This window comes from Frigoribacterium sp. NBH87, from assembly GCF_014217665.1.
Classification (GTDB): Bacteria; Actinomycetota; Actinomycetes; order Actinomycetales; family Microbacteriaceae; genus Frigoribacterium; species Frigoribacterium endophyticum.
In genome coordinates this window covers 3,104,770-3,125,365 of sequence record NZ_CP043650.1, presented here as the reverse complement: position 1 = coordinate 3,125,365, position 20,596 = coordinate 3,104,770, and the positions used below count along the sequence as shown (strand labels likewise).

General features: G+C 73.6%; 19 protein-coding genes and 1 tRNA gene. 5 read left to right on the top strand and 15 right to left on the bottom strand.

Going from position 1 to position 20,596, the window contains the following annotated elements; all coding sequences use genetic code 11:
* Positions 1-9: 9 nt before the first annotated feature.
* Positions 10-606, top strand: coding sequence for a DUF3515 family protein (locus tag F1C15_RS14570; protein ID WP_167258833.1), 597 nt, complete (start codon positions 10-12; stop codon positions 604-606).
* A 34-nt stretch (positions 607-640) separates the two neighbouring features.
* On the opposite strand, the gene F1C15_RS14565 is transcribed toward F1C15_RS14570, so the two are convergent.
* From F1C15_RS14565 to leuC, 6 genes are all read right to left on the bottom strand, one after another.
* On the bottom strand, positions 641-1,801 hold the full coding sequence (locus F1C15_RS14565) for a D-alanine--D-alanine ligase family protein (RefSeq protein ID WP_185232032.1): 1,161 nt from the start codon (positions 1,799-1,801) through the stop codon (positions 641-643).
* Between the two features lie 104 nt (positions 1,802-1,905).
* Positions 1,906-2,919, bottom strand: coding sequence for an NAD(P)H-dependent glycerol-3-phosphate dehydrogenase (locus F1C15_RS14560; protein WP_056055762.1), 1,014 nt, complete (start codon positions 2,917-2,919; stop codon positions 1,906-1,908).
* 100 nt (positions 2,920-3,019) lie between these two features.
* Positions 3,020-3,838 carry a 1-acyl-sn-glycerol-3-phosphate acyltransferase gene (locus tag F1C15_RS14555; protein WP_255465316.1) on the bottom strand — a complete coding sequence of 273 codons (819 nt, stop codon included), beginning with the start codon at positions 3,836-3,838 and terminating at the stop codon, positions 3,020-3,022.
* A 6-nt stretch (positions 3,839-3,844) separates the two neighbouring features.
* Positions 3,845-5,212, bottom strand: coding sequence for a UDP-N-acetylglucosamine 1-carboxyvinyltransferase (gene murA / locus F1C15_RS14550; protein WP_185232030.1), 1,368 nt, complete (start codon positions 5,210-5,212; stop codon positions 3,845-3,847).
* Positions 5,209-5,808 carry a 3-isopropylmalate dehydratase small subunit gene (leuD, locus tag F1C15_RS14545; protein WP_056053525.1) on the bottom strand — a complete coding sequence of 200 codons (600 nt, stop codon included), beginning with the start codon at positions 5,806-5,808 and terminating at the stop codon, positions 5,209-5,211. The genes murA and leuD overlap by 4 nt, the downstream gene beginning before the upstream one ends.
* Complete coding sequence (gene leuC / locus F1C15_RS14540; RefSeq protein WP_369814246.1) at positions 5,808-7,301, bottom strand: 3-isopropylmalate dehydratase large subunit; 1,494 nt, start codon at positions 7,299-7,301, stop codon at positions 5,808-5,810. The genes leuD and leuC overlap by 1 nt, the downstream gene beginning before the upstream one ends.
* A 212-nt stretch (positions 7,302-7,513) precedes the next feature.
* Between leuC and F1C15_RS14535 the strand changes: the two genes are divergently transcribed.
* From F1C15_RS14535 to F1C15_RS14525, 3 genes are all read left to right on the top strand, one after another.
* Positions 7,514-8,983 (top strand): PQQ-binding-like beta-propeller repeat protein, encoded by a 1,470-nt coding sequence (locus F1C15_RS14535; RefSeq protein WP_185232028.1) that lies wholly within the window; start codon positions 7,514-7,516, stop codon positions 8,981-8,983.
* Positions 8,980-10,590, top strand: a complete 1,611-nt coding sequence (locus F1C15_RS14530) for a hypothetical protein (protein WP_185232026.1) — start codon at positions 8,980-8,982, stop codon at positions 10,588-10,590. The genes F1C15_RS14535 and F1C15_RS14530 overlap by 4 nt, the downstream gene beginning before the upstream one ends.
* A 62-nt stretch (positions 10,591-10,652) precedes the next feature.
* A complete protein-coding gene (locus F1C15_RS14525) occupies positions 10,653-11,339 on the top strand; it encodes an alpha-ketoglutarate-dependent dioxygenase AlkB (protein ID WP_185232024.1) in 687 nt (228 codons plus the stop codon).
* A 22-nt stretch (positions 11,340-11,361) separates the two neighbouring features.
* On the opposite strand, the gene F1C15_RS14520 is transcribed toward F1C15_RS14525, so the two are convergent.
* Entirely contained in the window at positions 11,362-11,901 is a 540-nt protein-coding gene (locus F1C15_RS14520; protein WP_185232022.1) for a hypothetical protein, read from the bottom strand.
* Positions 11,902-12,081: 180 nt separating this feature from the next.
* Positions 12,082-12,154: transfer RNA gene (locus F1C15_RS14515), tRNA-Glu, on the bottom strand.
* 93 nt (positions 12,155-12,247) lie between these two features.
* Between F1C15_RS14515 and F1C15_RS14510 the strand changes: the two genes are divergently transcribed.
* Positions 12,248-12,883 carry an MBL fold metallo-hydrolase gene (locus F1C15_RS14510; RefSeq protein WP_185232021.1) on the top strand — a complete coding sequence of 212 codons (636 nt, stop codon included), beginning with the start codon at positions 12,248-12,250 and terminating at the stop codon, positions 12,881-12,883.
* Between the two features lie 98 nt (positions 12,884-12,981).
* Here the strand turns inward: F1C15_RS14510 and serA are convergent, their stop codons facing one another.
* From serA to F1C15_RS14475, 7 genes are all read right to left on the bottom strand, one after another.
* Entirely contained in the window at positions 12,982-14,571 is a 1,590-nt protein-coding gene (gene serA / locus F1C15_RS14505) for a phosphoglycerate dehydrogenase (protein WP_056053508.1), read from the bottom strand.
* Positions 14,572-14,751: 180 nt separating this feature from the next.
* Positions 14,752-15,144, bottom strand: a complete 393-nt coding sequence (locus F1C15_RS14500; protein ID WP_185232019.1) for a hypothetical protein — start codon at positions 15,142-15,144, stop codon at positions 14,752-14,754.
* The gene (locus F1C15_RS14495) at positions 15,141-15,647 is read right to left on the bottom strand and encodes a hypothetical protein (protein WP_185232017.1); all 507 of its coding nucleotides are present in this window, start codon (positions 15,645-15,647) and stop codon (positions 15,141-15,143) included. Before F1C15_RS14495 ends, F1C15_RS14500 begins: the two co-directional genes overlap by 4 nt.
* Complete coding sequence (locus tag F1C15_RS14490) at positions 15,644-16,777, bottom strand: mannitol-1-phosphate 5-dehydrogenase (RefSeq protein WP_185232016.1); 1,134 nt, start codon at positions 16,775-16,777, stop codon at positions 15,644-15,646. The genes F1C15_RS14495 and F1C15_RS14490 overlap by 4 nt, the downstream gene beginning before the upstream one ends.
* A gap of 245 nt (positions 16,778-17,022) precedes the next feature.
* A complete protein-coding gene (ilvC, locus tag F1C15_RS14485) occupies positions 17,023-18,048 on the bottom strand; it encodes a ketol-acid reductoisomerase (protein ID WP_056053498.1) in 1,026 nt (341 codons plus the stop codon).
* An 83-nt stretch (positions 18,049-18,131) separates the two neighbouring features.
* Positions 18,132-18,638 carry an acetolactate synthase small subunit gene (gene ilvN, locus F1C15_RS14480; protein WP_185232014.1) on the bottom strand — a complete coding sequence of 169 codons (507 nt, stop codon included), beginning with the start codon at positions 18,636-18,638 and terminating at the stop codon, positions 18,132-18,134.
* Positions 18,635-20,518, bottom strand: coding sequence for an acetolactate synthase large subunit (locus F1C15_RS14475; RefSeq protein WP_185232012.1), 1,884 nt, complete (start codon positions 20,516-20,518; stop codon positions 18,635-18,637). Before F1C15_RS14475 ends, ilvN begins: the two co-directional genes overlap by 4 nt.
* Between the last annotated feature and the right edge of the window lie 78 nt (positions 20,519-20,596).

Sequence of the window (20,596 nt, the reverse complement as noted above, 5' to 3'; positions counted from 1 at the left end):
CTGGCCGGGATGTCCAGCCCCGCCCGGCGCCTGCGCCTGCCCCTCCTCGCCGCCACCGTCGCCGTGCTCGCCCCCGTGCTCGCGGGCTGCACCGCCGCCGTGCCGATGACGGCCGCCGACGACGCGAACGACCCGGCCTGCGCCCAGGTCACCGTCCACCTGCCCGAGCAGGTCGGCCCCGACAGCGCGCCCTACCAACGGCGCGAGACCGACGCGCAGGCGACCGGCGCCTGGGGCTCCCCCACGGCCGTGCTGCTGCGCTGCGGGGTCACCGCACCCGCCGTCTCCGACCTGCCCTGCTACCCGGTCGCCGGCGTCGACTGGCTCAGCGACCAGGACCCTGACGACCCCGACACGTACATCTTCACGACCTACGGCCGCACGCCGGCCGTGCAGGTCATCGTCACCGACGAGGTGGGCAGCACCCCGCTCTTCGACCTGGCCGACGCGGTGGGCTACCTGCCGAACGACGGGCGCGCCTGCGTGGGCGTCGGCGACCTGCCGGGCGGCGACGGCGCCGACGGGAGCGGCGGGGCCGACGCCACCGACGCCCCGACCGACGGCGGTGCGTCCACCGACGCGCCCCGCGACTCCCCCACGCCCTAGGCGGCGGAGAGGGCGGCGCACGCGCCCCGGCGACCTAACGGTCGGTCTCGAGGCCGAGCTCGACGAGCTCGGTGATCAGCTCGGGGTAGCTGAGCCCGCTCGCCAGCCAGCAGGCCGGGAACATCGAGATCGGCGTGAAGCCGGGCATCGTGTTGATCTCGTTGACCACCCAGCCCTCCGCCGTGAGGAAGAAGTCGACGCGGGCGAGGCCGGTGCCGTCGATCGACTCGAAGGCGAGGGCCGCGAGGCGCTGCATCTCGGCGAGCTCGTCGTCGGCGAGCGGCGCGGGGCAGACCAGGTCGGCACCCGCTCCGCCGAGGTACTTCGACTCGAAGTCGTAGAACGTGTCGGAGCCGAGCACGATCTCGCCGGCGACCGAGGTGCGCGGCGCGCCCCCGGCGCGTCCGCCGAGCACGGCGCACTCCAGCTCGCGGCCGACGAGGCCCGCCTCGACGAGCACCTTGACGTCCTCCGCGAGACCGACCGCCATCGCGGCGGCGAGCTGCTCGGGGCCGTCGACGCGCGAGACGCCCACGCTCGACCCGGCCCGCGCCGGCTTGACGAAGAGCGGGTAGCCGAGCTCGGCCACGGCGGCCGTGACGGCCGCCGGGTCGGCGCGCCACTCCGCGGCCCGGACGGTGCGCCAGGGGGCGACGGCGATGCCGGCCTGCTGCAGGACGGTCTTGGTGAAGTGCTTGTCCATGCCGACCGCGGAGGCCAGCAGGCCCGCGCCGACGTAGGGCAGGCCGACGAGCTCGAGCAGGCCCTGCACCGTGCCGTCCTCACCGAAGCGCCCGTGCAGGATGGGGAAGACCACGTCCACCTCGCCGAGCAGCCGCACGCTGCCGTCGGCCTCGACGACGCTGAGCTCACGGCTCGACGACGACTCCGGCCAGCGGACGCGCGTGCCGTTGTCGCGCACGACCGGCAGCGACTCGGCGTCGAGCGCGAACAGGGCCGCGTCGTCGGGCTGGAGCGTGAACGCGCCGTCGGCGGTGATGCCGACCGGGACGACGTCGAACCGGTCGCGGTCGATCGCCGCGAGCACGCCGCCGGCGGTCGCACAGCTGATCGAGTGCTCGCTGGAGCGGCCGCCGAACAGCACGACGACGCGCTGACGCCGCGGGGCGCCCGGCACGGCGCCGGTCTCGGTCGAGGGGCCGTCGGCCACGCCGGTGTCGGTCTCGCTGCTCATGGGGCCCCTCTGGGTCGTCGCGCCCGACGGGGTGACCGTGGGAGGCGCGGGTGGCGTTCGTGACGGAGCGTCGCCCCCGGCGTGGTGCCGGTCGCCCCCGGCGGCTACTCGCCCTGCGGCTCGTCGGTCTCGGTGAGGTGCGGGGCGATGTTCCGCGGGTCCAGCGTACCGGCGAGGACCCCGGCGACCTGGGTCACGATGGGCATGTCGACGCCCCGCGACGCCGCCAGCTCGAGAATCGGGGCGACCGAGGAGAGCCCCTCCGCGGTCTGGTTCATCTGGCGCACGACGTCGCCGTAGGCGTAGCCCTGGCCGAGCAGCCGGCCGGCGGTGTTGTTCCGCGAGAGCGGCGACTCGCAGGTGGCGATGAGGTCGCCGAGCCCGGCGAGCCCGGCGAGGGTCTCGGCCTTGGCCCCGAACGACACCGCGAAGGCCGTCATCTCGGCGAGGCCCCGGGTGATGATCGAGGCCTTCGTGTTCTCGCCGTAGCCGACGCCGTCGACGATGCCGACGGCCACCGCGATGAGGTTCTTGAGCACGCCGCCGAACTCGGTGCCGATGACGTCGGTGTTGACGAACGACCGGAAGTACGGGTTGGTCGCCGTGGCGGCGACGGCCGTGGCGGTCTCGAGGCTGCGCGACGAGACCACGGCCGCGGTCGGCTGCCGCTTGGCGATCTCGAGGGCCAGGTTCGGGCCGGAGGCGACGGCGATGAGGTCGGGGTCGATGTCGAGCTCCTGCTCGATGACCTGGCTCATTCGGAGCCCGGTCGCCTTCTCGACGCCCTTCATCAGGCTGATGACCGGCACGCCGCGCGGCACGAGGTCGCGCACGGCGGCGAGGTTCTCGCGGAGGGTCTGGCTCGGCACGGAGAGGTAGACCTGCTCGGCCCCGGCCAGGGCCGCGGCGACGTCGGTCGTGGCGACGAGGGTGCGGGGCAGGTTGATGCCCGGCAGGTAGTCGCTGTTGCGCTTGCTCTCGGTGATTTCGCGGGCGAGCTCGGGGCGGCGCGCCCAGAGCGTCACGTCCGCGCCGCCCTCGGCGAGCACCTTCGCGAAGGTCGTGCCCCAGCTGCCGGAGCCCAGCACGGCGACCGTGCGCGGGATCGCGCTGCGCATCACGACGGAGATCGCCTCGGTCGTGACCGCGCCCTCGCCCAGGGCGCCGATGGCGTCCTCGCGGCTGGCGCCCTCGTTCGTGCCCTGGCGGTCGTCGCTGCTACTCAAAGCGGCCGGTCTCCTTCTGGTCCTTCGCGTGCGGGTCCCACGGCTCGGCCGGCGGCGACTCGTCGCGCAGCTCGGCCAGCAGCTCGGTCACCCGGCGCATCACGAGCGCCGTCGCCTCGGCGTACGCCGCCTGGTCGAGCGGCCGGCCGCGCCACGGCGACAGGTCGACGGGGTCGCCGATCGCCGCGAGGATGCGCTTCCGCGGGAAGAGGCTGAGCTTCGAGGAGTAGCGGCCCATGACCTGCTGGCTGCCCCAGTGGGCCATCGGCACGAGGGGCACGCCGGCCTCGATCGCGAGGCGGACCGCCCCGCTCTTGCCCTTCATCGGCCAGAGGTCGGGGTCGCGGGTCAGCGTGCCCTCGGGGTAGATGATCACCCCGCCGCCGCTCGTGGCGAGGGCACGGCCCGCGGCGAGCGGGTCGCTCGCGTGCGTCGGTCCGCCGCGCTCGACGGGGACGTGCCCCATGGCGCGCATCAGCGACCCGAAGACCGGCACCCGGAAGAGCGACGCCTTGGCGAGGAACCTCGGCACGCGGCCCAGGGTCCACAGCAGGCGCGCCACGACCACGGGGTCGATGTTCGTGCAGTGGTTGGGCGCGAGCACGAAGGCGCCCTCGTTCGGGAGCTTCTCGGCGCCGCGGACCTCGATCACCGCGAGGCGGTCGAAGAGCGGCGCCCCCACGGCGGCGACGGCGCGGAAGACCGCGCTCTTCTCCTTGCCCCGGCCGAAGCGGCCGACGCGGCGGGCAGGCTGGACGACGGGCACGTCGGGGTCGGCGGGACCCCCGTGCGCGCGGGCGGCGTCGCTCACGCCGGGCTAGCCCTGGAAGTCGAAGTCGGCGCCCAGCTTGCGCAGCTTCGCGATGAAGTGCTCGTAGCCGCGGCTGATGATGCCGACGTTGGTGATCTTCGACTCGCCCTCGGCGGTCAGCGCCGCGATGAGGTGGCTGAAGCCGCCGCGCAGGTCGGGCACGCGGATGTCGGCGCCGTGCAGCGCCGTCGGCCCGGTGATGACGGCGGCCTGCTCGAACTCGCGGCGCGCGACCCGGCGGTCGTGGCCGGGCAGGCCGTCCTTGTGGACGACGATCTGCGCGCCCATGTCGTTCAGCGCCTCGGTGAACTGGAAGCGGTTCTCGTAGACGGTCTCGTGCACGATCGAGGTGCCCTGCGCCTGGGTCAGCGCCACGATGAGGGGCTGCTGCCAGTCGGTCATGAAGCCGGGGTGCACGTCGGTCTCGACCACGACGGGCTTGAGCTCGCCGCCGGGGTGGAAGAAGCGGATGCCGTCCTCGTGGACGTCGAAGTCGCCGCCGACCTTGCGGAAGACGTTGAGGAACGTCATCAGGTCTTTCTGGTCGGCGCCCTCGACGAAGATGTCGCCCTTCGTGGCGAGGGCGGCGGAGGCCCAGCTCGCGGCCTCGTTGCGGTCGTTGATGGCCCGGTGCGTGTACCCGCGGAGCCTCTTCACGCCCTCGATGAAGATGACGCGGTTCGGCTCGACCGAGACCACGGCGCCCATCTTCTGGAGGATGGCGATGAGGTCCATGATCTCGGGCTCGATCGCCGCGTTGCGGAGCTCGGTGACCCCGTCGGCGAGGACGGCCGTGAGCAGCACCTGCTCGGTCGCGCCGACGCTCGGGTAGGGCAGCTCGATGTTCGCGCCCTTGAGGCCGTCGGGGGCCGTCAGGTGGATGCCGTTGTACGACTTGTCGACCACGGCGCCGAAGGCGCGGAGCGCGTCGAGGTGGAAGTCGATCGGGCGGTCGCCGATGCGGCAGCCGCCGAGGTCGGGGATGAAGGCCTCGCCGAGGCGGTGGAGCAGCGGGCCGCAGAAGAGGATCGGGATGCGGCTCGAGCCGGCGTGCGCGTCGATCTCGGCGAAGTGCGCCGACTCGACGTTCGACGGGTCGAGGATCATCTCGCCGCGGGCCGGGTCGGTGATGCGCACGCCGTGGACGGAGAGGAGGCCGCGCACCACGTTGACGTCGCTGATGTCGGGGACGTCGCGGAGGATGCTGGGGGTGTCGCCGAGGAGGGCCGCGACCATGGCCTTCGTGGCCAGGTTCTTCGCGCCCCGGACCTCGATGCGGCCGATCAGCGGCTTGCCGCCGCGGATGACGATCTCGTCGCTCTTCAGACCCACTCGGGCTCCTGCTGCTGCTGCGTCTTGGACAAGGGAGTTCACTTCTTCACCGGCAATGTCTTCGGGCGCCAGGCGGCGCGTCGGGATTCGAATTCTGTGATGGCCGCTTCGTCGCGGAGCGTCAGCCCGATGTCGTCGAGACCCTCGAGCAGGCGCCACTTAGTGTAGGCATCGACCTCGAACGACACGGTCAGGTCGCCCGCCGTGGCGGTCTGCGACTCGAGGTCGACGGTCATCTCCAGGCCGGGCGTGGCCTCGAGCACGGCCCAGACGCGCTCGACGTCGGCCTCGTCGACCACGGCGCTGAGCAGGCCCTGCTTGCCCGAGTTGCCGCGGAAGATGTCGCCGAAACGGGCACTGAGCACGACGTCGAAGCCGAAGTCGCGGAGCGCCCAGACGGCGTGCTCTCGGCTCGAGCCGGTGCCGAAGTCGGGCCCCGCCACGAGGACGCGGGCGCCCTGGTACTCGGGTCGGTTCAGCACGAAGTCCGGGTCTTGCCGGGCGGAGAAGAACAGGGCGTCCTCGAAGCCGGTCTTCGTGACCCGCTTGAGGAACTCGGCCGGGATGATCTGGTCCGTGTCGACGTTGCTGCGCTTCAGGGGCGCGGCCACTCCGGTGACGGTGGTGAACTTCTGCATCAGGCGGCGCCTCCGGCCAGCTCGGCGAGCGCGGGAGAGGCCCCGGCGCGCTCGGCGAGGAGCGCGTCGTGCACGGGGGTGCCGGCGAGGTCGTCGAGGTCGCCCGGGGCGGAGAGGGTGCCGCGCACCGCGGTCGCCGCCGCGACGAGCGGGGAGACGAGGTGCGTGCGACCGCCCTTGCCCTGCCGGCCCTCGAAGTTGCGGTTGCTCGTGGAGGCGCAGCGCTCGCCCGGGGCGAGCTGGTCGGGGTTCATGCCGAGGCACATCGAGCAGCCCGCGAAGCGCCACTCGGCGCCGAAGTCGGTGAAGACCTTGTCGAGGCCCTCGGCCTCGGCCTCGAGCCGGACCCGCGCGGAGCCGGGGACGACCATGACGCGGACGCCCTCGGCCTTGGTGCGGCCGGCGATGACGGAGGCGAAGGCCCGGAGGTCTTCGATGCGGCTGTTCGTGCAGGAGCCCATGAAGACCGCGTCGACCGGGATCTGCTTCATCGGGGTGCCGGCCTCGAGGGCCATGTACTCGAGGGCGCGCTCGGCGGCGGCGCGCTCGTTCGGGTCGGCGACGGCGGTCGGGTCGGGCACGGAGTCGCTGAGCGACACGCCCTGGCCCGGGTTCGTGCCCCAGGTGACGAACGGCTCGAGGGTGTCGGCGTCGAGGAAGACCTCGGCGTCGAACACGGCGTCGTCGTCGGTCGGCAGCGTCGTCCAGTAGGCGACCGCGTCGTCCCAGTCGGAGCCGGTCGGAGCGTGGTCGCGGCCCTCGAGGTAGTCGAAGGTCGTCTGGTCGGGGGCGACCATGCCGGCGCGGGCGCCCGCCTCGATCGACATGTTGCAGATCGTCATCCGCCCCTCCATCGAGAGGGCCCGGATCGCGCTGCCGCGGTACTCGAGCACGTAGCCCTGACCGCCGCCGGTGCCGATCTGGGCGATCACCGCCAGGATGATGTCCTTCGCGGTGACGCCCGGGCGCAGCGTGCCCTCGACGGTCACGGCCATGGTCTTGAAGGGCTTGAGCGGCAGGGTCTGCGTCGCCATGACGTGCTCGACCTCGCTGGTGCCGATGCCGAACGCCATCGCGCCGAAGGCGCCGTGCGTCGAGGTGTGCGAGTCGCCGCAGACCACCGTGATGCCCGGCATGGTGAGGCCGAGCTGCGGGCCGACGACGTGGACGATGCCCTGCTCGGCGTCGCCCAGCGGGTGCAGCCGGACGCCGAACTCGGCGGTGTTGCGACGCAGGGTCTCGATCTGGGTGCGGCTCGTGAGGTCGGCGATCGGCCGGTCGATGGCGAGCGTCGGGGTGTTGTGGTCCTCCGTCGCGATCGTGAGGTCGGTGCGGCGGAGCGGACGACCGGCCTGGCGGAGGCCGTCGAAGGCCTGCGGGCTGGTCACCTCGTGCACGAGGTGGAGGTCGATGTAGAGGAGGTCGGGCGCGCCGTCCTCCCCCTTGACGACGACGTGGTCGTCCCACACCTTCTCGGCAAGCGTCCTGCCCACGGGCACGCCCCTCTCCAGAGTTCTTCTCAGCGGAATGATCGTCGAAGTCTACGCCAGGGCCTGCCCGACGACGTGAGGTGCAAGCGGCGGGGCCGACGCCGCATTCCCGCGCCGCCGAGCGGCCCCCGAGCGCCCCCGGCGAGGGTTCCGAATAGCATGTCGGCACCCGTCGCACGGTCGGCGGGGCCCTCGACGAGGAGGCCGACGACAGCATGGCGGGAGCGGACGGGACGACGCGGGCGCGCACGCCGCGGCCGTCGCCCCTGCGCCGGGTCGTCGTCGCCGCGCTGGCCGTGGTCGCCGCGACCGCCGTCGTCGCCGTCGGCGGCACGGCCGCGTCGCCGCGCTACGCCGACGGGCCGCCCTGGGGCGGCACGGCGGTGGACGACCTCCGGAACGCCCCGACCGGCACGGCCTGGTCGCTCGACCTGGCCGAGCGCCTCGCCCCGGGCGTGCCCCGACGCTGCCTCCACTTCTGGCCCTCGCCCGCCGTGGACGGGCTCGTCGCCGTCGGGGCCTCCGTCGACCTCGACCCGGGCACGGCCTCCGGCGGTCCGGACTGCCGCCGTGCCGCCCTCGACGACGGGGCGAGCCGCGTGGCCCTCGTCGACTCCCGGGACGGCCGGGTGCGGTGGGTGCACGACCTGGCCGACGACCTCGACGACACCGACCCCCTGAGCATCCCGGCGAGCCAGGTCGTGCCGGCGGCCGGCCGGGTGCTGGTGCAGACCCAGACCACCGGGTCGACCGTGCTCGTCGCCCTCGACCTCGTCGACGGCCGGGCGCTCGAGTCCACCTTCGGCCGCCGCGACGTGCCCTCGATCAGCGTCTCGACCGTGGGGCGGCTGCAGCTGCGCACCTCCTCCGGCGCGATCGGCTCGCCCGACCGCTACTCGCTCGTGGACGCGGCCGCCCTCGACGACCCCGTGTGGGAGGGGCGGGTCGACGCCGGCACGACGCCCCAGCTGCTCCCGGACGGGCTGCTCATCGTCGTCGACGGCCGCGCCGTCCGCGTCGACGGCCGGACGGGCGAGGCCAGCCCGTCGGCCGCCGCCGCCGACGTGGTCGCGACCGCGCCCGACGGGGGGGACGACGTGGCCTGGACGCTCGGCCGCGACGCCGACGGGAGGCGCGCCGTGTCGGCGATCGACGCCGACGGCGACCTCCTCTGGTCCGTGCCGAGCCCGACGCCGCGCCTCTCGGCCACCGACGGCTGCGTCCTCACGACCGACGACGGCGGCACCACGGCCACCTGCCTCGACCCCCGCAGCGGGCAGGGCCGGTGGACGACGGAGCTCGGCGCCGCGTTCTCGGCCGCCGCCGCCCCGGGCCAGGTGGGCGGCGACCTCTACGCCGTCGTCCAGTCCGACGACGGCGCCCGCCTCACCGCCCTCGCCGCCGCCGACGGCCGCGTCCGGTGGCGGGCGCCGCTCGGCGTCCTCGACGAGGTCGCCGCGGCCTCCCGCACCGTCGTCTACGTGCGCACCGACGGCTCCCCCACCGCGGGCCGGGGCCTCAGCGCCTACGACGCCGCGACGGGCGCCCGGCTCTGGTCGCTGCGCTCCGACGACCGGGTGTCGTTCTGGGGCGGCGGCCTGGTCTCGATCGACGGCCGCGGCGTGGCCACGCGCCTCGTCGACCGCACGAGCGTGGTGGCCGGGCTGGCCGGAGGCGCGGCGTGAGCCCCGAGGGGCGGCCCGGCTGGGCCCCGGCGCGGCCGGCTCCGGACGTCGCCGTGTGGGAGCCCGCCCGCCGCGGAAGCACGAGCGAAGCCCCCGGCCGGGACGACGACGGGGCCGGTGCCGGCGACGGAGCAGGACGGCCCGGACGAGGCCCGGCCGCCCCGGGGCCGCGACGCCCCGCGTGGTGGCACCGCGCCTCCCGCGGTCGCCGCCTCGCCCTCGGCTACGCGGCGCTGCTGCTGGCCGCCGCCCTGCCCGCGGCCCTCCTGGCCCCGGGCCAGCCGCAGTACGGCGCCGAGCCGCCCTGGCGCGGCGTCAAGACGGTCGACCTGCGGCAGGAGCCGACCACCGGGTGGTCGGTCGCGCTCGCGGAGACCCTCGCGCCCGGGTTCCGGCCCGCGTGCCTGCGCTTCCCGACCGCGACGGTCGACACCGGCCGGGTGCTGGTCAGTGCGGGGCCGGGCTGGACGTACGGCTTCGCCAACGACGCGGGCTGCGGCAGCGAGACGACCGGCGTGGGCTCCCGGCTCGCGCTGCTCGACACCGAGCGCGGCGCGTTCAGCTGGGTGCACGACGTCGCCGACGACGCCGCCCGGCTCGGCCTCGAGGGGCCGGTCGACGTCGTCGCGGCCTCGCTCGCCGGCGACACGGGGCTCGTCGTCGTCCGCGTCGTCGCGGGCGAGCGCGCGGTGCTGCTCACCCTGGCGCTCGCCGACGGCTCGACGGTCGGGGCGTCGGAGCCGCGGGCGACGACCGAGACCGACAGGTTCCAGGCCGCGGGCACGGTCGTCGTGACGGGACGCCAGCCGGCGGCCGGGGCGCGCTACAGCTACGAGCTGCGCGACGTCCGCGACCTCGGCCGGGTGACCTGGGCGGGGCGGGGCACGACGAGCGGCACCGTGCTGGCCCTCGACGACCGGCTGGTCGTCGCCACCCCCGAGGGCACCCTGCAGGTCGACCCGACGACGGGCGTCGCCCGCCCCTGGGGCACGCGCCTCGACGAGCTCTCGGGGCACCTCGTCCACGACGGGCTGCTGATCGGGCCGACCGGCGCCGGCGGCGGCGTGACCGCCCGGGGAGCGGACGGCGAGGTGCGGTGGCGCTCCCCGGCCGACGTCCGCGGCACGCTCGACGAGGGCCGGTCGTGCCTGCTGGTCAGCGACGTCGACCGTGACCGCCTGACCTGCCTCTCGTGGACGACCGGCCGGGCCACCTGGAGCCGCGAGGGGCTCGGCGCCACCGGCGCGGCCGGGGTGGTCGGGCAGACCGACGACCGGGTCTACGCGAGCTCGTCGGCGCCGGGCGACCGGCCGCTCGAGGTGCAGGCGCTGGACGGTGCGACCGGGCGCACCCTGACCCGCTTCGACCTGCCCACCGGCGCCGTCCTCGCCGCCGTCGGCCGGACCGTGGGCTACGCCCTCGCCTACGGCAGCTCGGGCGGGCGCTCGACGGTGGTCGCCTACGACCTCGCGAGCGGCGAGCGGCTGTGGACCCACACCGGGCAGCTGCAGGTCTCGATCTGGGCGGGGCACCCGATCGACGTCGACGTCGAGGGCCGCGCCGGCGAGCTGGCCGCCCCGGAGGCGCGGGTCGTCGCCGGCGGGTGAGCGACGCGCCCGGGGCGGGCCCCGACTAGAACACGTGTTCGAACGGAGCGTAGGGTGACGCCATGGTCATCCCGTTCACCGCCTCGCTGCTCGACTCCCTCGACGACGGGCCCGAGCTGCTCCCGCTCGCCGGCCGCGTGCGGCGGCTCGAGCTCGGCGAGGGCGCGTGGCTCGACCTGGTGCCCGGCTGGGCCACCGCGTCGGACGCCCTGTTCGAGCGGCTCGTGACCGACGTGCCGTGGCAGGCCGACCGCCGCACGATGTACGACCGCGTCGTCGAGGTGCCGCGCCTCGTCTCGTCGTACGGCACCGGCGACGTGCTGCCCGACCCCGTCCTCGCCGCGGCCCGGGACGACCTCAACGACCACTACGCGCGGCGCGGCGCTCCCGACGAGCAGCTCTTCCGTCGTGCCGGGCTGTGCTTCTACCGCACCGGCGACGACAGCATCGCCTGGCACGGCGACCGGGTCGGCTCCGGCCTCGGCCGCGACACGATGGTCGGCGTCCTCTCCCTCGGCGCTCCCCGCACCCTCGCGGTGCGCTCGCGCCGCACGGGGCGGGTCGACAGGTTCCCGCTCGGCCACGGCGACCTGCTCGTCATGGGCGGGAGCTGCCAGCGCACCCACGAGCACGCGATCGCGAAGACGAAGAAGGCGGTCGCGCCGCGCATCTCAGTGCAGTTCCGCCCCCGGTGGGACGAGGGAGTCGCGGCGCGCGCCGCGTACGCCGGCGCGGCCCCGAGAGCGTGACGCCGAGCACCCCGGCCCGGCGCTAGGCGGCCGGGGGCACCTCGAGGGCGATCCGCGCCTCCCCCGGGCCGCCGCAGACGGCGTCGCCGCCGACGCGCTCGAAGCGGAGCCCCGCGGTGCGCGAGGCGGCGAGGACGAGACCGACGTCGCCGCCGTCGGACCACGCCCGCACGTCGACCTCGTCGGGGAAGGAGCCGTCGGGCGACGACGACCCGCCCCACGACGAGATGACCCAGGTGCCGTCGGGGGCCCGCTCGGCCGGGCCGGGCCAGAGCCACGGCCCGATGTCGGGGCCGTCGGCGGCTGACCGGTCGTCGACCGGGCCCTGCCGCGGCAGGGGCGACGACGCGGCGGTGCCGACGGGCACCAGCTCGACGACCACTACGCGCTCGACCGCGCCCGTGACCTCCACGACCACGGTCGTGCCCCAGGCGACGGCCGGGCAGGCCACGACGGGCCCTCCGATCGACCTCAGGGCGAGCAGCACCGCGCCGGCGGCGACCACGCCGAGGCAGGCGAGCCCGACGAGCAGGCCCGCGCGCGTCGTCCGGTCGCTGGGCACGGCTCGAGCATGGGGCACGGCGGGCCCGTCGTCGAGGTCGACGGCCGGGTCGTGACCGAGACGTGACGACGGAGCGCGGGCACCGGGAGGTCGAGACGCCCCGGAACGACGAATCCCGCCCGGCGTGTGCCGGGCGGGATCTCGTGGTTGCTGAACGGTGGTGGTGACCGAACAGATCGGTGACCCCAACGGGATTCGAACCCGTGTTACCGCCGTGAGAGGGCGACGTACTAGGCCACTATACGATGGGGCCGTTTTTGCAACTCGTCGAGTATGCCACAGCCTCACGAACGAGTACAAATCGAGCCCGCCCCGCGTGTCGCGGAGCGGGCGTACAGTCGGCCGCATGCGCCTGACCAAGCTCGAGCACGCCGCCTTCGTCGTCGAGGAGGACGGGCGGAAGCTCGTCGTCGACCCCGGCTCCTTCACCACGCCGCAGGTCGATCTGCACGACGTCGTCGCCGTGGTCGTCACCCACGAGCACCCCGACCACTGGACCCCCGACCAGCTCGGCCACCTGCTCGCCACGAACCCCGGGGCGACGATCTACGGCCCGGCCGGGGTCGCGGAGGCCGCCGAGGGGTTCGACGTCCACGTCGTGGCCGACGGCGACACCGTCGAGGCGGGGCCCTTCACCCTCGCCTTCCACGGCTCGCGCCACGCCGTCATCCACGAGTCGATCCCCGTCATCGACAACGTGGGGGTGCTCGTCAACGGCCGCCTCTTCTACCCGGGAGACGCGTTCACCGTCCCGCCGGTGCCGGTCGAGACCCTGGCGGCACCGGTCGGTGCGCCCTGGCTCAAGATCGGCGAGGCGATGGACTACGTGACGGCCGTGGCGCCGACCCGGCTCTTCCCCGTCCACGAGCAGACGCTGTCCGCGGCGGGCCTCGGCATGCACGCCGACCGGCTTCGGGCGAGCGTCGAGGCTCTCGGGGGCACGGCCGTCGTCCTGGCGGCGCACGAGTCCCTCGAGGTCTGACCCGCGACTCCCCCGGCTCCCGGCCCTCGCACCGCGTGACGGCGCCCCGCCTCCCGACCGGGAGACGGGGCGCCGTCACGGGGAACGCTCCGGCGGAGCTAGAGCGTCACGTCGATCTCGCGCAGCAGCTGCGCGTCGATGGCGACGCGCACCGTCTCGAGCAGCTCGTCGGGGGCGGGGCTGTCGATGGTGAGGACGCTGAGGGCCTGGCCGCCCGCGCTGCGACGGGCGATCTGCATGCCGGCGATGTTGATGCCGGCGTCGCCGAACTCCTTGCCGTAGACGGCGACGATGCCGGGGCGGTCGCCGTAGACCATGACGAGGTGGTGCGCCGCGATCGGCACCTCGACGTCGTAGCCGTTGATCTCGACGATCTTCTCGACCTGCTTGGTGCCGGTCAGCGTGCCCGACACGCTGATCTGGCCGCCGTCGCTGAGCGAGCCGCGGATGGTCAGGACGTTGCGGTACTCCTCGCTCGTCGGGTCGGTGAGCAGCCGCACGGTGATGCCGCGCTGCTCGGCGAGCAGCGGCGCGTTCACGTAGCTGACCGACTCGCTGACGATGTTCGTGAAGACGCCCTTGAGGGCCGCGAGCTTGAGCACGCTGACGTCGTGCTCGACGAGGTCGCCGCGCACCTCGACGTCGATGCTGGTGAGGGGCGAGTCGGCGAGCCCGGCGAACACCTGGCCGATCTTCTCGAGCAGCGGGATGCCCGGGCGCACGTACGGGTCGATGACGCCGCCGGCGACGTTGACAGCGTCGGGCACGAGCTCGCCGCCGAGCGCCAGGCGGACGGACTTGGCGACCGACACGCCCGCCTTCTCCTGCGCCTCGTCCGTCGACGCGCCGAGGTGGGGGGTGACGACGACGTTCTCGAGGCCGAGCAGCGCCTGGTCGACGGGGGGCTCCGAGGTGAAGACGTCGAGGCCGGCACCGGCGATCTCGCCCGTGGTCAGGGCCGTGTAGAGGTCGGCCTCGTCGATCAGGCCGCCGCGGGCCACGTTGACGACGAACGCCGTCGGCTTCATGGCCTTCATCTGCTCGAGGCCGATCATGCCCGTCGTCTCGGGCGTCTTCGGCATGTGGATGGTGACGAAGTCGGCGGTGGCCAGCAGCTCGTCGAGGGAGAGCAGGGTGACACCGAGCTGCTGCGCACGGGCCGGCGTGACGTAGGGGTCGTAGGCGACCACGTTCACCCCGAACGCCTGGAGGCGCGCAGTGATCAGGGCGCCGATGCGCCCGAGCCCGACGATGCCGACGGTCTTCTCGAACAGCTCGACGCCGGTGTACTTCGAGCGCTTCCACTGCCCCTGGGCCAGCGCGGCGTGCGCGGCGGGGATGTGGCGCGCGAGGCTGAGGATGTGGCCGACGGTGAGCTCGGCGGCCGAGATGATGTTCGACGTCGGCGCGTTGACGACCATGACGCCCGCCGTCGTGGCGGCCTTGATGTCGACGTTGTCGAGGCCGACGCCCGCGCGGGCCACGACCTGGAGGTGCGGCGCGGCGGCGATGGCCTCGGCGTCGACCTGCGTCGCGGAGCGGACCAGGATCGCGTTCGCCTCCGCGAGGGCGGCGAGCAGCGCGGGCCGGTCGGTGCCGTCCACGCTCCTCACGTCGAAGTCGGGGCCGAGGGCCTCGACGGTGGCGGGTGAGAGCTCTTCAGCGATCAGAACGACGGGCTTGGCCACGGAGACAGGGTCCTAACGAGAGGGTGCAGAGGAACGCCGCGACGCGCCGTGGGCGCGGCTGCTGGTCACTCTAGCGACTCGTCGGAGGGCCCAGGCGCAGATGACGCCGGCGGTCACGGGGGCCTGCACCGCGACTCCCCCGCCGCCGTCCGCGGCCGTCGTCGGCGGCGACGTGCCCGGTCAGATGCTGAGCACGTACGCCGTGAGGCTCAGCGACGCCGCCGCGACCGCGGCGAGGCCGGTGGCGAAGACGAGGGCCGCCCGGCCGAGCGTCCGCCGGCGCGCGACGAGGAGGGCGACGACGTACGCGACCGGGGGCAGCAGCACGTTGGCCCAGAGCGCGGCCCAGGGCGGCGACGCGGCGAGCGAGCCCACGCCGACCTCGTCGAAGAAGGCGTTGTTCTGGTAGCGGACGTCCTGCGGCACGAGCACGAGGTTGGTCACGGCCTCGGAGAGGTCGTAGGCGGCCAGCAGGCCGGCGAGGACGGCGATGAGGACGAACCCGACGCGGGGGACCCGGCGGGCGCGGCGCGGCGCGGCGGAGGCGGTCGCCCCGCCGGGCGCGGCGGTCACGCCCCGCCCCCGATCACGAGGGGCCAGGGGGCCAGGAGCACGGCCCCGACGGCCATCACGAGCAGGCGGCGGCCGGAGTGCTGCACCGGCACCAGCAGGATGGTCGCGACGAACCAGAGCAGCGGGGCGACGAGGGCGAGGAAGACGCCGGTCAGCCACAGCGTCGTCTGCACGTGCTCGACGAGGCCGCCGCCGAACGCGATCAGGAACTGGTCGCGCGAGACGATCCAGCCGACGCTCGAGAGCAGGGCGACGCCGCCGAGCACGCCGTGCCCCACGAGGGAGGCGCTGCTCATGACCTGGGGAGCGTCGGGGTCGGTCTCGTCGTCACACGTCGCGGCCGCGGGGCCCTCGACGTGGCTGGCGTCCGACTCGTCGCCCCAGGAGAGCGCGTCGTCGGTGTCGTCGGCGTCGGGATCGAGGTCGAGGTCGGTCTGGTCGGACGCGGTCGCGTCGGGGTCGTCGTGGCGGCCGGCCGACCCGGAGGGCCGGGGGTCGGTCATGCCGGGAGCTTGGAGGAGACCGCCTCCACCAGGGCGGCGGAGAGCGGGTGCCCCGCCTCGACGCCGGTGAGGGTCACGGTGAGCTCGTCGGCGGGCAGGCCGGAGCGCAGCAGTGCCTGGAGCTCGACGCTCTCCGCGTCGTCGGCGACGTCGAAGTCGAGGGCGGCGCGGACGGCCCGGACGAGCGCATCGCTCGGCAGGCCCCGCTCGGCGAGCTGCGCGGCGGGGCCGACGAAGCGCTCGTGGCGGCTCAGCTTGCGGAGCGGGTTGCGGCCCACTCGCTCGGTGGTGTCGGGGAGGTGCGGGTTCGAGATGCGCACGAGGTTCTTCTCGATGTAGCTCTGCTGCTCGTCGGCGTCGAGCTCGTGCTTCGCGACGAGCAGGGCCTTGGTCTCGGCGAGGGCGGCGCGCACCTCGGCGTGGACGGCCTCGTCGGCGAGCGACTCCCGGATGCTGCCCAGGCCCCGCGCGAAGCCGTGGTAGGCCGCGGCGGCGTGGGCCGTGTTGACGGTGAAGAGCTTGCGCTCGATGAAGGGCTCGAGGTCGGGCACCCACGTGACGCCCTGGATCTCGGGGCGGTGGTCGCCGAACGGGCCGCTCTCGACGACCCACTCGGAGAAGGACTCGATGGTGACGTCGAGCGACCCCGCGGGCTGCTCGGGCACGATGCGGTCGATCGCGCAGTTCGCGAAGACCGCGTTGTCGGCCGGGTCGGCCTGACGGACGGCCTCGGCGAGGGAGTCGGTGGCGTTGATGGCGTTCTCGCACGCGATGACCGTGAGCGGCGGCAGCGCCGCGTCGCGCTGGGCCAGCCCGCTGGCGATGACCGGCGCGACGAAGGGCAGGATCCGGGCGCCGACCGCGGTGGTGACGACGTCGGCGGTCGCGATCTCGGCGACCAGGGCCTCCTCGTCGCTGCGGCTGTTGACGGCGCGGTAGCCGTCGACGACGGTCGTGCGGCTGTCCTCACCGACCTCGTGCACCTCGTACGACGACTGGGACTGCAGCAGCCCGATCAGCTCGTCGTTGACGTCGGCGAACACGACCTCATAGCCGCTCGCGTGCAGGAACTGCGCCACGAAGCCACGACCGATGTTGCCCGCACCGAAGTGCACTGCCTTCTTGCTCATCGCCATGCCCTAGATCATGCCACGGGCCGCCTGGTCGCCCCGACACCGACGACGCCCCCCTCCGGTCGGAGGGGGGCGTCGTCATCGCTCGGGGACGGGCCAGCGCGCAGCGCTGCCGTCGCCCGTCGGCGGAGCCGACCGATGTCGCCAGCGTGCGTCGACTACGTCGACGTCAGCGCGCAGCGCTGCCGTCGCCCGTCGGCGGAGCCGACCCATGTCGCCAGCGTGCGTCGACTACGTCGACGTCAGCGCGCAGCGCTGCCGTCGACGTAGTCGGAGTCCGTCTGCTTCCAGGCGAACAGGGCGCGCAGCTCCTGGCCGGTGGCCTCGATGGGGTGCGCCTCGCCCTTGGCGCGGAGCTCCTTGAACTCGGGGGCACCTGCGTCCTGGTCGTCGATGAAGCGCTTCGCGAAGGCGCCCGACTGGATGTCGGCCAGGACGGCCTTCATGTTCTCCTTCACGGAGGGGTCGATGACGCGGGGGCCGGAGACGTAGTCGCCGTACTCGGCCGTGTCGGAGACGCTCCAGCGCTGCTTGGCCAGGCCGCCCTCCCAGATCAGGTCGACGATCAGCTTGAGCTCGTGCAGCACCTCGAAGTAGGCGATCTGCGGCTGGTAGCCGGCCTCGGTCAGCGTCTCGAAGCCGTACTGGATCAGCTGCGAGGTGCCGCCGCAGAGCACGGCCTGCTCGCCGAAGAGGTCGGTCTCGGTCTCTTCGGTGAAGGTCGTCTTGATGCCGCCGGCACGGAGGCCGCCGATGCCCTTGGAGTACGACCAGGCGAGGTCCCAGGCGGAGCCGGAGGCGTCCTTCTCGACGGCCACGATCACGGGCACGCCGCGGCCGGCCTCGAACTCGCGGCGGACGGTGTGGCCCGGGCCCTTGGGGGCGACCAGGACGACGTCGACGCCCTCGGGCGCCTCGATGTAGCCGAAGCGGATGTTGAAGCCGTGGCCGAAGACGAGCGCCTTGCCCTCGGCGAGGTTCGGGGCGATGTCGTCGGCGTAGACGTGGCGCTGGACCTGGTCGGGGGCGAGGACGACGATGACGTCGCCCCAGGCCGAGGCCTCCGCGGGGGTGTGCACCGTGAAGCCGGCCTCCTCGGCCTTGGCGCGGCTCTTCGAGCCCTCCTTGAGGCCGATGACGACCTCGACGCCGGAGTCGCGGAGGTTCAGCGCGTGGGCGTGGCCCTGCGAGCCGTAGCCGATGACGGCGACCTTCTTGCCCTGGATGAGGGACAGGTCGGCGTCGTTGTCGTAGACGATCTCAGTCACAGTGGTGCTTCTCCTCGGTTGTCGACGGATGTCGTGTCGGTGGGTCGTGCGGCAGGAGGCGCGGGCCGGGAGCCCGGGGCCGCCTAGTTCTTGAAGACGCGGTCGGTGATCGACTTGGCGCCGCGGCCGATGGCCAGGAGGCCCGACTGCGAGATCTCCTTGATGCCGTAGGGCCCGAGGACGCGCAGGAGGGCGGTGGTCTTGCCGGTGTCGCCGGTCACCTCGATGACGAGGGCGTCGGTCGAGACGTCGACGACCGCGGCCCGGAACAGCGTCACGGCCTCGAGCACCTGCGAGCGGGTCGTGTTGTCGACCCGGACCTTGATCAGCATGTGCTCGCGCTGCACCGACTGCGAGTAGTCGAGTTCGACGATCTTGATGACGTTGACCAGCTTGTTGAGCTGCTTCGTGACCTGCTCGAGCGGGAGCTCCTCCACGTCGACGACGACCGTGATGCGGCTGAAGCCCTCGAGCTCGCTCTTGCCGACGGCGAGGCTCTCGATGTTGAACCCGCGGCGGGCGAAGAGGCCGGCGACGCGGGTCAGCAGGCCGGGCTTGTCCTCGACGAGGAGGCTCAGGACGTGGCTCATGCGTGCTCTCCGGTCATGTCGCCGTCGCGGGTGGTGTCGGACGCGCTGCTGCCGGGCGCCTCGTCGTCCCACTCCGGGGCGAGGGCACGGGCGTGCTGGATCTCGGAGTTCGAGACGCCCTGGGGCACCATCGGCCAGACCATCGCGTCGCGGCTGACGACGAAGTCGATGACGACCGGGCGGTCGTTCGTCTCCAGCGCCAGCTGGATGGCGGCGTCGATCTCGTCCTCCGTCCGGACGCGGATGCCGAGGGCGCCGTAGGCGTCGGCGAGCTTCACGAAGTCGGGCACCATGCGGGTCTCGTGGCCCGTGTTCAAGTCGGTGAACGAGTGGCGGCCCTCGTAGAACAGGGTCTGCCACTGGCGCACCATGCCGAGCGACGAGTTGTTGATGATCGCGACCTTGATCGGGATGTCGTTGATGACGCAGGTCGCGAGCTCCTGGTTGGTCATCTGGAAGCAGCCGTCGCCGTCGATGGCCCAGACCACGCGGTCGGGCTGGGCGACCTTGGCGCCCATGGCGGCCGGGACGGAGTAGCCCATCGTGCCCGCGCCTCCCGAGTTCAGCCAGGCGTGCGGGCGCTCGTACTGGATGAACTGGGCGGCCCACATCTGGTGCTGGCCGACGCCGGAGGCGTAGATCGCCTCAGGACCGGAGAGCTGGCCGATGCGCTGGATGATCGCCTGCGGCGACAGCAGCCCGTCGTCGGGCTCGGTGTAGCCGAGGGGGAACTGCTCGCGGAGCCCGTCGAGGCGCTCCCACCAGGCGGCGATGTCGGGCTTCCGCCCGCCGGTCACCTCGGCGAAGGCGCTGGCGAGGTCGGGGATGACGACCTTCGCGTCGCCGACGATCGGCACGTCGGCGATGCGGATCTTCGAGATCTCGGCCGGGTCGATGTCGACGTGGACGACCTTCGCGCCGGGCGCGAAGAGGTCGGCCTTGCCGGTGACGCGGTCGTCGAACCGGGCGCCGAGGGCGATGATCAGGTCGCTCTCCTGCAGGCCGAGCACGGCCGGCACGGTGCCGTGCATGCCCGGCATGCCGAGGTGCTGCGCGTGGGTGTCGGGGAACGCACCGCGGGCCATCAGGGTGGTGACGACGGGGGCGCCGGTGAGCTCGACCAGGGTCTTGAGCTCGGCCGAGGCGCCGGCGCGGATGACCCCGCCGCCGACGTAGAAGACCGGCTGCTTCGCCTCGGCGATCATCTGGGCGGCCGCGGTGATCTGCTTGCCGTGGGCCTTGGTCACGGGGCGGTAGCCGGGCAGGTCGACGACCGGCGGCCACACGAACGGCGCGCTGTTCTGCTGCGCGTCCTTCGTGATGTCGACGAGCACGGGGCCGGGGCGGCCGGTGCTGGCGATCTGGTAGGCCGCGGCCAGGGTCGCCGGGATGTCCTCCGGCTTCGTCACGAGGAACGAGTGCTTGGTGATCGGCATCGTGATGCCTACGATGTCGGCCTCCTGGAAAGCGTCGGTGCCCATCAGCGTCGAGAAGACCTGGCCGGTGATCGCGAGCAGCGGCATGCTGTCCATGTAGGCGTCGGCGATGGCGGTGACGAGGTTCGTGGCGCCGGGGCCGGAGGTCGCGATGGCGACGCCGACGCGCCCGGAGGCCGCGGCGTAGCCCTCGGCCGCGTGGCCGGCGCCCTGCTCGTGGCGGACGAGGATGTGGCGGATCGCCGTCGAGGCCATCAGCTCGTCGTAGAACGGGATGATGGCGCCGCCCGGCAGGCCGAAGACGTCGGTCACCCCGAGGTGCTCGAGCGACCGGAGGATCGCGCCGGAGCCGGTGAGGACCTCGGGAGGCACCGGGGCGTCGGAGCCGGGGCGGGCCGCCGGGCGCGCGGCGGCACCGGGCAGCGGGGTCGTGTCGTGGGGCATCGGAGGCGGTTCCCTCTTCGTGGTGGTGGACGGTGTGACGGAGGTCAGCCGACGACGATCGCGCGGGCCCGGTGGAGG

Coding starts and splice junctions, on each gene's coding strand:
- F1C15_RS14535 (WP_185232028.1), top strand. CDS start 7,514: ATGGCGGGAGCGGACGGGACGACGCGGGCGCGCACGCCGCGGCCGTCG.
- F1C15_RS14490 (WP_185232016.1), bottom strand. CDS start 16,777: ATGAGCAAGAAGGCAGTGCACTTCGGTGCGGGCAACATCGGTCGTGGC.
- F1C15_RS14495 (WP_185232017.1), bottom strand. CDS start 15,647: ATGACCGACCCCCGGCCCTCCGGGTCGGCCGGCCGCCACGACGACCCC.
- ilvN (WP_185232014.1), bottom strand. CDS start 18,638: ATGAGCCACGTCCTGAGCCTCCTCGTCGAGGACAAGCCCGGCCTGCTG.
- F1C15_RS14525 (WP_185232024.1), top strand. CDS start 10,653: ATGGTCATCCCGTTCACCGCCTCGCTGCTCGACTCCCTCGACGACGGG.
- F1C15_RS14560 (WP_056055762.1), bottom strand. CDS start 2,919: ATGCGCAGCGCGATCCCGCGCACGGTCGCCGTGCTGGGCTCCGGCAGC.
- leuD (WP_056053525.1), bottom strand. CDS start 5,808: ATGCAGAAGTTCACCACCGTCACCGGAGTGGCCGCGCCCCTGAAGCGC.
- F1C15_RS14565 (WP_185232032.1), bottom strand. CDS start 1,801: ATGAGCAGCGAGACCGACACCGGCGTGGCCGACGGCCCCTCGACCGAG.
- F1C15_RS14475 (WP_185232012.1), bottom strand. CDS start 20,518: ATGCCCCACGACACGACCCCGCTGCCCGGTGCCGCCGCGCGCCCGGCG.
- F1C15_RS14510 (WP_185232021.1), top strand. CDS start 12,248: ATGCGCCTGACCAAGCTCGAGCACGCCGCCTTCGTCGTCGAGGAGGAC.
- F1C15_RS14570 (WP_167258833.1), top strand. CDS start 10: ATGTCCAGCCCCGCCCGGCGCCTGCGCCTGCCCCTCCTCGCCGCCACC.